Consider the following 11,725-nt stretch of genomic DNA (forward strand, 5'->3'; position numbering starts at 1 on the left):
GAAAGGATGAGTCATGACCGCGACTGAAACCCCGGTTCGCCCGCTCGACAGCTACATCCTGGGATCGTGGCGGCGACCGGCGTCGGACGGTGAGGCACAGGTGGTCCGCGATGCGTCGACCGGCGAGCCGATCGCGGCGGTCGCCTGGGAGGAGATCGATCTGCGGGCGGCCGTCGATTACGGCCGGCGAGTCGGCCAGGACACCCTCGGCGAGCTCACCTTCCACCAGAGGGCGCTCCTCCTCAAGCAGCTGGCGCAGTACCTGACCGGCGTGAAGGAGGAGCTCTACGAAGTCAGCCTGCGCACCGGCGGTACCCGGCGAGATGCCATGGTCGACATCGACGGCGGCATCGGCGTGCTCTTCACCTACGGGTCGAAGGGGCGCCGCGAGCTCCCCAATGCGCGACTCCTCGTCGACGGTCCGCCGGAGAGCTTGTCGCGCGACGGGTCGTTCGGCGGGCAGCACGTGCGCGTCCGTCGGCAGGGCGTCGCCTTCCAGGTCAACGCGTTCAACTTTCCCGTCTGGGGCATGCTCGAGAAGTTCGCGCCTGCGTTCCTCGCCGGAGTGCCGACGATCGTCAAGCCGGCGTCGTCGACCGCGTATCTCGCGGAGGCGGCGGTGCGGGCGATCGTCGACTCCGGGATCCTCCCGGAGGGTTCGCTGCAGCTGGTCAGCGGCCCCGCCCGGGGGTTCATGGACTTCCTCGACGTGCGCGACGCCGTGAGCTTCACCGGGTCGGCGTCCACGGCGAGACTGCTGGCCGCCCACGACGGCGTCCTCCGCCGGGGCGTTCTTCTCACGACGGAGACGGACTCGCTGAACGCTGCGATCCTCGGCCCGGACGCGGAGCCGGGGAGCCCGGAGTTCGATGCCTTCGTCGCCTCGGTGGTCACGGAGATGACCGTCAAGGCCGGGCAGAAGTGCACGGCCATCCGGCGAGTGATCGTTCCGGCCGACCGCCAGGACGCCCTCATCGACGCCGTTCGCGAGCGCGTGGCCAAGCGCGTCGTCATCGGCGATCCGCGCGCGGACAACGTCACGATGGGTGCCCTGGCGAGCGTCTCGCAGAAGGAAGAGGTGCTGCGCAGCATCCGTGAGCTCGTCGCCGGCGGCGGAGAGATCGTGGTCGGCGACCTTGCCGAGCCCGAGGTGGTGCACGCCGACGGAACGGTGGCGATCGCACCGGGCGGCGCCTTTGTGGCGCCCGTCCTGCTGCGGTTCGCCGACCCCGACGCGCGCGCTGTGCACGACATCGAGGCATTCGGGCCCGTCGCATCGGTCGTCGGCTATCGCGACCTCGACGACGCCGTTCGCCTCGCGAACCTCGGCGGCGGCTCGCTCGTCGCCACTGTCGCGTCCGCCGATCCCGACGTGGTCCGCCATCTCGTCGTGGGTATCGCGCCGATGCACGGACGGGTGCTGGTGCTCGACCGTGACGACGCGCGGTCGTCGACAGGCCACGGTTCGCCGGTGCCGCACCTGGTCCACGGCGGCCCGGGCCGTGCCGGAGGGGGCGAGGAGCTCGGCGGCGTCCGTGCGGTGGAGCACTACATGCAGCGCACGGCGATCCAGGGGACACCCAAAACACTCACCGGTCTGACCGGCCGGTGGCGGGCAGGTGCCCCGTCGCAGACCGGCTCGGTCCATCCGTTCCGCAAGTCGCTGTCCGCCCTCCGGATCGGCGACGCGGTCGAGTCCGAGGCTCGTGTGGTCACCCTCGACGACATCGCTCATTTCGCCGACTTCACCGGCGACACGTTCTACGCGCACACGGACGAGGACGCAGCCGCGGCCAACCCGTTCTTTCCGGGGCGCGTTGCGCACGGGTACCTCCTCGTGTCGTTCGCGGCGGGGCTGTTCGTCGATCCCGCACCGGGGCCGGTGCTCGCGAACTACGGCCTCGAGAACCTGCGCTTCCTCACGCCCGTGGTGCCGGGAGACGCGATTCGGGTGCGGCTGACGGCCGCCGAGATCACGCCTCGCGAGAACGAGGAGTACGGCGAGGTGCGGTGGGACGCCGTGCTCACCAATCAGCGCGATGAGGTCGTCGCGACGTACGACGTGCTCACGCTGGTCGCAAAGGAGGATCGGACCGCCGACGAGACCTGACCTGTCTTAGCGCAGCACAGCGGCGACCGCGCTGATCTCGATGAGAGCGCCGGGTACCCCCAGCCCGGCGACACGCGCCCCGAGCACCAGTGGCGGCTCATCGGACGCGAGCATCGGCGCGATCGCCCCGTACGCCGCCGCGAGGTCGACCCCGTCGACGAAGAGCACGGTCCACTGCACGACATCGGCGAAGGTGGCACCGGCCGCGGCCAGCGCGATCTTCGCGTTCTCCAGGGCGCGGGTGGACTGCAGGGCCACGTCGCCCGCGCCGACGATCGAGCCGTCCTGGTCGACGGCGTTCTGACCGCCGACGTAGATGGTGGTCGCGCCCGGCGGCACGACGGCGACGTGGCTGAAGGCCGGGCTCGAGACGAGCCCCGGCGGGCGGAGGCGCTGGATGGATTCCATGCCTCGATGCTTGCACGAGCCACTGACACGAGTGCGGTCCAGCCCCGCTGCCTGCTACCAGACGGAGACCTCGCTCAGGGTGCCGCTGGTCCCGGCCTCGTCGTGGATGCATACGAAGCCGGCCTCTACGGGCTTCTTGAAACGGACCGGGTACACCTCGTCGAACGCCTCCCCTTCCACGGCACGGCTGCGCAGGGTCCGATGCTCGGCGTCGAGCAGCTGTACGACCAGCCCTTGCGGGGCGAACGGCGTCCGCACGACCACGAGGCTGACCTCTCGTGGTTCCGGGAGGACCAGGCAGACCCGCGCGTGGTTCGGGTCGGTGCACCGGTTGCCCGGCGCGGAACCGGCCGCGTCGTGGGTCCCCGCACTGGTGGTGCCGTCGGTGGGCTCGCCGCTGGCGCTCGCTCTGCATGAAGCGGTCGGCGCCCGTAGCAGTCGATCAGGTCCAGGGTGACGAGGTCAGAAAGGTGGCTCGTCGGAGTCGGTGGGACTGGCGGGGTCGATCGGTGCTGCGCCGGGTTCTGCGGTGGCGTACTGCCGGGGTAGGTGCTGGCCGGTGAGGGCGTGGAGGGTGAGGTCGTAGCTGGTGTCTTGGTCGACCTGGTCGAGCTGAACATGGGTGTCCAGCACGGTCGGTGGTCCGGTGTGGACGCGTCCGGTGGGAGTGGTCCAGGTGGTGATCCCGGTGTAGGGGTCGCGGACGACGCCCCAGCCGCCGTGGGTCTTGAGAAGGTGGTGCCGGCGACAGAGGGGTTGAAGATTTGCCGCGCGGGTCTGGCCCGGTGTGCCCGGCAGGACTGTCGCGGGGTTGAGGTCGTGGTCGAAGGACACGATGTGGTCCAGATCGCAGTGTGTGGCTGGGGTGTCGCAGGTCAGGAACGTGCAGGTGTCGTCCCTGGCTTCGACGGCTGCGCGGAGGACCTTGCCAGGCTTGTAGGTGGTGGTGGAGTAGTCGGTCAGGACTCCGGTGACGGGGTCGGTGACCAGCCGTTGCCAGGTCGCGTCCTGGGCGATCATGCGTGCGGTCTCGGCGGGGATGGGGCCAAACCCGGCCAGGTCGCCGGGCGCGTCGTCCACACCGAGGAGTGCGCTGGCCGGGATTGTGACCCGAACGACCGGCCGGGTCGGCGTCACCCGCACGACCTGCGAGACCTCCTGGACGACCTGCTGGACGGGTGCCTTGCCACCACAGGTACACGCGGGAGCGCCCGTGCTGGTGTCGTCGCACGCCCCGTCGCTGCGTGCGGTGTCGCCGCCTGCGGTCGGGCTGTCCGGGTCGGTGTCCGTGTCGGTGAACCGGTCGGCGGGCAGCAGGCGCCCGGTGATGATCCCGGTCAGGGAGTCGGCGCGCAGCTGGGCCAGGGTGCGGTCCTCACCGGTGACGTGCCGGAGCTGGTGCGCCATGTCGTCCACCACGCCCCACACCGCCGCCGCGTCAGTGGCGGGCAGGTAGGCCGAGAGCCACCCCATGTCGTTCTCCGCCCGGTCCAGATGCACCGCCCGCCGCTGCGCCTCAGCCCGTGCTGCCTCGGCTGCTCCGTGGCGGGCTTTGGCGAACGCGAGCATCCGGGCCTGCAGCCACTTCCAGGTCCGCCGAGGTGCGTGCGGCAGGAACTTTGCGATCGCCTCGGTCCGCTCGGCGATCGTCAGCTGGGACGCGGAGCGCAGCAGGGTCTGCGCCTTGCGCATATCGATCCGCCCCGCCAACAGGGCACCGATCACGGTGGGGTGCTGGACCCCGGACTCGGCACGGACCACGACTTCCGTGCCTTCCGTCTCGGTCACCATCAGCTCACTGGTCACCTGGCCCACCAGCGAGCTGTGCGCCAACGGGCTGTTCTCCCGGGCGGCGCGTTCGGCAACCACCCCGGCCTGCACCCCCGCCGACCACGACTGCAACCGGCCGCACGCGGCGACCAGGTCGCCCAGGGCGTCGTCGGGCAGGTCGGCCAGGACACCGATGTCCGGGTCCGTGACCTCGGCCACCACCCTCGCCAGGCCAGCACCCGGCGCATTACTCAACGCCGCCCGCAGGACCTCGACGGGCCACAACACGACCGGCACAGTATCCGGCGGCCAGTCCAGCCCAGCACTCGGCACGGAATCCAGCCGCGCTGACACGTCAGGCTCCCCAGCCCGCACCACACCCTCGAACCACGCGCCCTCGAACCACGCATCGTCGAACGTCGCGTCCTCGAACGGCTCCCCCGGCGGCAGCACCCCATCAGGCACCCGGCGCACCAGCACACCGTCGACGACCACCTCGCCAGGAACGTCCTCGTCCACGACGACGTCAGCCATGACGGCGCCGCCCACGAACATGTCGTTCCGGAGCGCGCCGCCGACACCGTCGTTGGACCGTCCTTCACCCATGCCGACACCTTTCCCCTGTCAGGCCCATGAGACTGTGAAAGCATCTCATTGCTACGGACGTTTGTTCGATCATATGGTTCACCACTGACATCCGCGCGCCTTTCTGCCACCCGCGTAAGCCTGACGGCGTAGGCCTTGCCGGAGTGTCGAGTGACTCGATACAGCCCTCGGGTTTTCGCTCTCCGACGGGTCCAGGTCGCGCCGCGTTCACCTGCGGGTCAGCGTGCGGCGCTTGCATGAGCTGGTTCAGCCGACACCACAGAGTCTCGAGGAGACGACCATGCGCGGAAGAACCATCGTCGGCGCGGCCCTGGCGGCCGTGACCCTGTTCGCGGGGCTGGCGGCGCCGTCGTCGGCCGCGCCGCCAGCGGGAGGCGTCGCCCTCGGCGACCCGCACGACGCTGCGCACGCCCACAACGACTACGAGCACGAGCGGCCGCTCTACGATGCCCTGGCCCACGGCTTCACCAGCGTGGAGGCGGACGTGTGGCTGGTCAACGGCGAGCTGCTCGTTGCGCACGACCTTGCGGACGTGGACCCGTCGCGCACCTTGGAGAGCCTGTACCTGGACCCGCTACATGACCTCGTCGGCAGCGGTGGCCGGAGCGTCTATCCCGGCTGGGACGGCAGCCTCCAGCTCCTGATCGACATCAAGTCCGCCGGCGAGCCCACCTATGCCGCTGTCCACGAGGCGCTCGCCGATCACCGGGCGATCCTGGAGCGGTCAGTGCACGGCCGTGTGCGGCCGGGCCCGGTGACCGCGGTCATCAGCGGCAACCGGCCGCTGGAGACCATGCGCTCGCAGGCCGTGCGGTACGCGTTCTACGACGGGCGGTCCGGCGACCTGGGCTCCGGCCTTCCGGCCGGCCTGATGCCGCTGGTCAGCGACAACTGGACCAAGCTCTTCACCTGGCAGGGCGTGGGCGCCATGCCCGACGCCGAGCGGGAGCGCCTGCACCAGCTCGTGGACCAGGCGCACGCCGCCGGCTACCGGGTCCGGTTCTGGGCCACGCCCGATCAGGCCGGCGCCGCCCGCGACGCCGTGTGGGCCGAGCTGGCCGACGCCGGCGTGGACCACATCAACACCGACGACCTGGCGGGCCTGGACGAGTTCCTCACCCGCCGTGCGGCCGGGCGCGAGGCTGACCGGGCCGCCGCGACCGACGTGGTCAGCGCCGGAGCTCGATAGCGCTCAGCCCTGCCAGGCTGAGGATGAGGCGGTCGCCCGCGTCGACGACCGTCGCGAGCACCTGGTCGCACCCGGCGCACCGGGCCACGAGCCCGGGCGCGTCGGTGTACACCATCGCTTCGGCGATCGGGGACATGCGGCCGCAGCCGCCGCATCGTGCGCGCGCGGCGGTCACGTCGGTGGTGAACACCTCGGAGAGTGCGCCCGCAAGAACGTTGCCGTCGAGGTGATGTGTCATCTAAAGGCCTCCGTAGCGCTCGGTGTGGATATCCGTCGCGGAGTGGCCGAGATCCTGCAGCCAGCTCGCGACGGCCTCGACGAACCCCGTCGAGCCGCAGACGTAGACGCTTGGTCGCTGCTCCGCCGGGATGGTGCGGGCGGCGAGGGTCTCCCTGGTGAGACGCCCTGCCGCATCCGGCCAGCCGTCCGGTGCCTCGCGCGTGTAGACGAGGTCCAGCCCGAAGGCCTGCCCGGCGAGAGCGGCGAGCTCGTCGGCGAAGAAGACGTCCGCGGGCGTGCGGACGGAGTACAGCAGCCGGAAGGGCGACGGGTCGTCGCCGGCACCGTGCGCGGCGGCCATCGCGTAGAGCGGGACGACGCCGGAGCCGCCCCCGATGAGCTGTACCGGCCGCCTGCTCTCGCCCGGCCGCCAGACGAAGAACGCACCCAGTGGGCCGTGCAGCTCGAGCTTGTCCCCGGGCCGCAGCTCGCGGACCAGGAACGGCGAGACCTCGCCGTCCGGCAGCTCGTCGATCGCGAGGACCACGCGCCCCGCCGGCGTCGACGAGGCGATCGAGTAGGACCGGCTTGCCTGGTAGCCGTCCGGAGCGGTGAGGCGCAGGTCGACGTGGGAGCCCGCGTCGCTCCCGGGCCACGTCGGTACGTCGAGGATGAGCCGCGCGGCAGTCGGGGTCTCGGGACGGGTCTCGACGACGGAAGCGACGTGCCACGCGGGGCGCGGCCGGGACCGACGGAGTGGCGCTACCGGCTGGGCGCTCACCAGTACCGCTCTTCCTTCCACGGGTCGCCGTAGATGTGGTAGCCGTACTGCTCCCAGAACCCGGGATCGTTGCTGGGCATCATGGTCAGGCCGCGGATCCACTTCGCGCTCTTCCAGAAGTAGAGGTGCGGCACGAGCAGCCGGGCGGGCCCGCCGTGCTCCGGGTCGAGGGGCTCGCCCTCGGCCTCGGTGGCGATCCAGGCCTTGCCGTCCAGCAGGTCCTCCAGCGGCAGGTTCGTCGTGTAGCCGCCGTAGGAGTGCGCCATGACGAACTCGTGCTCGGACTCGACGTTCTCGAACAGCTTGTCGAGGCTGACGCCGCGCCACGGCATGTCGAGCTTCGACCAGTGGGTGACGCAGTGGATGTCCAGCGTGACGTCCTCGGCCCCGAGCGCGAGGAGCTCGTCCCAGGTCCACCGGTGGTCGTCGCCCGTCTCGTCGCGGATGGTGAACTCCCAGTCCGCGGTATCGACGTGCGGGGTGGGCCCCGCGGAGAGGACCGGCCAGTCCTGGACCAGGGTCTGGCCGGGAGGGAGGCGGTCGTCCGGTGCGCGTCTGCGGCCGGAGAAACCACGGGTGGCGAACGACATGCCGGCTCCCATCTGGTCGACCGGGCCGAGCTCCCCGGCCCCGACTGGCTGTTGGGACAGCGTATTGCCGCCGGTCCCCCTGGTGCGCGTGGAACAGGCCCGCGCCTGTGGGCGAACTTGCCGCGTCGCTCCAGCCCGGCGCGCCGACGTCGTAGGGTCGGGCACATGACCAAGGAGCCGCTTCGGCAGGACGAGCTGGTGCTCTTCGAGGGCCTCCGGGCCCGTCTCGAGGCGATCGCGTACCGCCTGCTGGGCTCCGCCGCGGAGGCCGAGGACGCCGTCCAGGAGACCTTCCTGCGGTGGGAGGCCGCCGACCGCGAGCAGGTCCGGGTGCCCGAGGCGTGGCTGACCCGGGTGCTGACCAACCTGTGCCTCACCCAGCTCAGGTCCGCCCGGGCCCGGCGGGAGGTCTACGTGGGCCAGTGGCTGCCGGAGCCCGTGCTGGGCGGCGACCCGATGCTCGGCCCGGCGGAGACGGCAGAGCAGCGCGACACGGTCTCGACCGCGGTGCTCGTGCTGATGGAGCGCCTCACCCCGAACGAGCGGGCGGTCTACGTGCTGCGGGAGGCGTTCGCCTTCTCGCACGCGGAGATCGCCGAGATGCTCGGGATCACCGAGGTGGGCAGCCAGCAGACGTTCCACCGTGCCAAGCAGCATGTGGCCGCGGAGCGGACCCGCGCCGATGTCGACCTGGCCGCCGCCCGGCAGGTCGTGGAGGAGTTCCTCACGGCCGCCGCGAGCGGGCGGACCGAGCCGCTCGTGCGGCTGCTGACCGACGACGCGATGGGCGTGGGCGACGGCGGCGGCAAGATCCCGGCGCGGGCGAAGCCGTTCTTCGGCGCCCCGGCCGTCGCCAAGTTCCTGCGCGGCCTGTTCCGGCCTGCCGCCGCCAAGCGGGCGCTCCTCGGCGGGAGCCCCGACATCTACGCCTGGACCGCCAACGGCAGCCCGGCGCTGGTCGCCGTGGTCGACGGCCGGCTGGTCGGCGTGATGACCCTCGAGGTGACCCCCGACGGCATCGCCGCAGTCCTCAGCCAGGTCAACCCGGACAAGCTCGGCCGCGCCGGCCGGCAGTGGGCGGCGGCGGACCACGGCGAGCCGGTGCTCAGCGGCTGGTGACCGGCGTCACACCGTGCAGGTGTCAGGGATCGGGCCGCCGCCCAGTTCAGGGGGCATGACCCACCCCACGACAGGGAGCTGAGATCCCATGAAGCACCGCATAGTCATCCTCGGAGCCGGGTACGCCGGGGCCTCCGCCGCGGGACGCCTGGCCCGCCGCCTGCACGCCGACGACGTGGACGTCACCCTCGTCAACGCAGAGCCGGACTTCGTCGAACGGGTTCGGATGCACCAGGTAGCGACCGGACAGGATCTGCGCCACCGGCCGCTGCGCGATCTGCTCGCCGGCACGGGCGCCACTCTCCGCGTCGCGCGCGTCACGGCCGTCGACGTCGACCGCCGGACCGTCGCCCTCACCGGCGCCGACGGCGCGGACGAGCTGGGCTACGACACCCTCGTCTACGCGCTGGGCAGCTCGCTCGACGACTGCGGCGTGCCAGGCGTCGCCGAGCACGCCTACGACGTCGCGAGCCGGCCGGGTGCGCTCCGGCTCCGCGAGCGGCTGGGGGATCTCGCCCCCGGACGGCGCGTGGTGGTGGTAGGGGGCGGCCTGACCGGCATCGAGACGGCAAGCGAGATCGCGGAGGCGCGCGGCGACCTGGACGTCGCGCTGGCAGTCCGGGGCGGCCTCGGCGACTGGCTCTCGCCCGCGGGGCGTCGGCACCTGCGCGCGGCCTTCGGTCGCCTCGGCGTCACGGTCCACGAGCACGCCGACGTCGAGCGGGTCGGCGCAGGCGAGGTGGTGACCGACACCGGCACCAGGATCCCGTCGGACGTCACCGTGTGGACCGCCGGCTTCACCGTGCACCCGACCGCCGCCGCCACGGCCCTGCAGGTCTCGGAGCGCGGTCGGATAGTCGTCGACGGAAGCATGCGGTCCGTCTCCCACCCGGACGTCTACGCCGTGGGCGACGCCGCCCTCGCCCACGGGCCGCTGAGCACCCCGCTGCGGATGTCGTGCGCGTCGGGCATCCCGATGGCGTGGCAGGCCGCCGACTCCATCGTCGCGCGCCTGACCGGCGGCAAGCTCCCGAACATGCCGCTGGGCTACGTGCACCAGTGCATCAGCCTGGGCCGGAACGACGCCCTCATCCAGCTGGTCACCGCAGACGACCGTGCCAAGCCCGCCGCGCCCGGCGGGCGCCTCGCCGCCCGGTACAAGGAGCTGGTCTGCGCGGGCGCCGCGTTCGTGGTCGCCCACCCGCTGACCTACCCGGCACGACGGCGTCGCGTGGTGAGGCAGGGCGCGCCGCTCATCCCGGCCGGCTGACCACCGGGACCACGAGGCGCGAGTCGTAGCGTCCGCCGACGTGGATGTGGTGCCGGCCGCGGTTGCGGTTGCGGCGGTGCCGGAAACCTGGGTACCGGTCGGCGTCGTGGCCGAGCACGTCCACGCGCAGCTGCGATCCTGCCTCGAAGACCGTGCTCGAGGGCAGGATCTCGATCTCGACCGGCACGATCTGTCCTGGCAGGAGGCGCTCCTCGCGGGCGTGGGTGTGCCACGGGCGGTCCGGCCGGCTGCGTTCGGGGTCGAGCTCTCGGTGCGACGCTCGGAGCCACCCCTTGGCGACGGCGTCGTCCGCGAAGCCGTTGTAGCCGAAGAACGGCACGTGGCGGCCTGCGGCGTCGAACTTCCTGATCACGGCGAACAGGTCGAGGTCGTCACCGTCGGTGCTCACCCAGAGCACGAGGTTCATCCCGCCCGTGAGCTCTGTCTCCTGCTCGAACCGGTAGGAGAAGGAGGCGCGGTCACCGGGTCGGTGGCCCTCCCCACGGTAGGTCACCGAGCCGGCTTCCGCAGGCGGCGCCGGGGCGAGCCGGCCGTCGGCCGTCAGGTAGAGCGGCCGGTGGTCCGCGGGCACCGGCCACGCGTCCACGTACCGCACGGGCCGGTCGTCGCGGGTCCGGCGCGTCTCGAGGCGCACCCGCGGCTGGTCCGCCCAGCCGTTGTCCTCGCCCTTGACGACATGGTCGAGGAAGCGCCGCTGGTGCTGCTTCGCCTCCTCGCTGTAGAAGGTCTCCCACTTGCGTCCACCGTGGGTGTACAGCCACTTCCGCTCCGAGGCCATGCGTTCGAAGCCCACTATCGACCCGCGGGTGTGCAGGCCGTGGTCGCCCCATCCTGCGCCGACGAGTGCAGGCACCTCGATCCGTTCGAGCGCGGGGCGCTTGGCCGCCCAGTACGCGTCGTCGAGCGGGTGCTTGTCGCGGTCCCGCGGAAAGTTCTCGACCATGTGGCCGCCGATATGGCGCCCACGCCGCATCCGGAACCGCCACCACACCTTGATGAACCGCGTCTCGGGTATGCCGTCCTGATAGCCGAACTCGCGAAGCAGGTCGGTGGCGCCCTCCCACGGGATGATCGCGCGGAGCGCGGGCGGGCGGCGCCCCGCGACCCGCCACTGCGACATCGCCAGGTACGACACACCGCACAGCGCGACGTCACCCGTCGACCAGGGTTGCTCGGCGGCCCAGGTGATGACGTCCTCGTAGTCGTCCGCGTCCCGCCTGGTCAGCAGGCCGGCGCTCCCCGGGGAGCTGTGCATCCCGCGGACGTCGGCCTGGATCACCACGTAGCCGGCGCGGGTCCAGAAGAGCGGGTCCGGCGCCTCGAAGCTCGTCCACCGGGAGTGCGCGAGGCGGCCGAAGCGCACGCCCGAGATCCGCATGAAGGCCATGCCGATCTGGTTCGGCATGAGGTCCTTGCCGTACGGCGTGACGGACGCGACGACGGGCCGGCGTTCGGCGTCGTCGGGGCGGAAGACGTTCGCGCGCAGCCGCGTGCCGTCACGTGCCGGTATCTCCACGTCCTGCTCGAGCAGGACGCCGTCCTCGATGTGTCGTGTGCTCGTCCCCAACCCTGTGCCCCCCGCGTGCGGCCGGTCCTCCGACACTTCGATGAGATGCCCGGCCGGGCGCACTCGCAATCGGCA

Annotated in this window: 11 protein-coding genes; 4 read left to right on the plus strand and 7 right to left on the minus strand. The window is 71.7% G+C overall.

All coding sequences use genetic code 11. The features are described from left to right. Window positions 1-13 precede the first annotated feature (13 nt). Entirely contained in the window at window positions 14-2,110 is a 2,097-nt protein-coding gene (gene paaZ / locus IE250_RS11865) for a phenylacetic acid degradation bifunctional protein PaaZ (protein WP_189669486.1), read from the plus strand. A gap of 6 nt (window positions 2,111-2,116) precedes the next feature. Here paaZ and IE250_RS11870 read toward each other — a convergent pair whose 3' ends face one another. From IE250_RS11870 to IE250_RS11880, 3 genes are all read right to left on the minus strand, one after another. Then, window positions 2,117-2,518, minus strand: a complete 402-nt coding sequence (locus IE250_RS11870; protein WP_189669487.1) for a RidA family protein — start codon at window positions 2,516-2,518, stop codon at window positions 2,117-2,119. A gap of 54 nt (window positions 2,519-2,572) precedes the next feature. Next, the gene (locus IE250_RS11875) at window positions 2,573-2,776 is read right to left on the minus strand and encodes a hypothetical protein (protein WP_189669488.1); all 204 of its coding nucleotides are present in this window, start codon (window positions 2,774-2,776) and stop codon (window positions 2,573-2,575) included. Between the two features lie 204 nt (window positions 2,777-2,980). Then, window positions 2,981-4,894: an HNH endonuclease signature motif containing protein gene (locus IE250_RS11880; protein WP_229872376.1), complete on the minus strand. Its 1,914-nt coding sequence runs from the start codon at window positions 4,892-4,894 to the stop codon at window positions 2,981-2,983. 280 nt (window positions 4,895-5,174) lie between these two features. Between IE250_RS11880 and IE250_RS11885 the strand changes: the two genes are divergently transcribed. Then, a complete protein-coding gene (locus IE250_RS11885; protein ID WP_189669489.1) occupies window positions 5,175-6,083 on the plus strand; it encodes a phosphatidylinositol-specific phospholipase C/glycerophosphodiester phosphodiesterase family protein in 909 nt (302 codons plus the stop codon). Here the strand turns inward: IE250_RS11885 and IE250_RS11890 are convergent. Genes IE250_RS11890 through IE250_RS11900 form a run of 3 tightly spaced genes read right to left on the minus strand, consistent with a single transcriptional unit; the run spans window position 6,064 to window position 7,673 of the window. Beyond that, window positions 6,064-6,321 (minus strand): DUF6510 family protein, encoded by a 258-nt coding sequence (locus IE250_RS11890; RefSeq protein ID WP_189669490.1) that lies wholly within the window; start codon window positions 6,319-6,321, stop codon window positions 6,064-6,066. The two genes, IE250_RS11885 and IE250_RS11890, sit on opposite strands and share 20 nt — an antisense overlap. Next, window positions 6,322-7,083, minus strand: coding sequence for an FAD-binding oxidoreductase (locus tag IE250_RS11895; RefSeq protein WP_189669491.1), 762 nt, complete (start codon window positions 7,081-7,083; stop codon window positions 6,322-6,324). Beyond that, entirely contained in the window at window positions 7,080-7,673 is a 594-nt protein-coding gene (locus tag IE250_RS11900) for a molybdopterin-dependent oxidoreductase (protein ID WP_189669492.1), read from the minus strand. The genes IE250_RS11895 and IE250_RS11900 overlap by 4 nt, the downstream gene beginning before the upstream one ends. A 165-nt stretch (window positions 7,674-7,838) precedes the next feature. Between IE250_RS11900 and sigJ the strand changes: the two genes are divergently transcribed. Together sigJ and IE250_RS11910 are read left to right on the plus strand one after the other, a co-directional pair. Beyond that, a complete protein-coding gene (gene sigJ, locus IE250_RS11905; RefSeq protein ID WP_189669493.1) occupies window positions 7,839-8,792 on the plus strand; it encodes an RNA polymerase sigma factor SigJ in 954 nt (317 codons plus the stop codon). Between the two features lie 88 nt (window positions 8,793-8,880). Next, entirely contained in the window at window positions 8,881-10,062 is a 1,182-nt protein-coding gene (locus IE250_RS11910) for an NAD(P)/FAD-dependent oxidoreductase (protein WP_189669494.1), read from the plus strand. Here IE250_RS11910 and IE250_RS11915 read toward each other — a convergent pair. Further along, window positions 10,046-11,650: a CocE/NonD family hydrolase gene (locus IE250_RS11915; RefSeq protein WP_189669495.1), complete on the minus strand. Its 1,605-nt coding sequence runs from the start codon at window positions 11,648-11,650 to the stop codon at window positions 10,046-10,048. The two genes, IE250_RS11910 and IE250_RS11915, sit on opposite strands and share 17 nt — an antisense overlap. Window positions 11,651-11,725 lie beyond the last annotated feature (75 nt).

Origin of the sequence: Promicromonospora soli (genome assembly GCF_014653785.1) — a bacterium.
GTDB lineage: Bacteria > Actinomycetota > Actinomycetes > Actinomycetales > Cellulomonadaceae > Promicromonospora > Promicromonospora soli.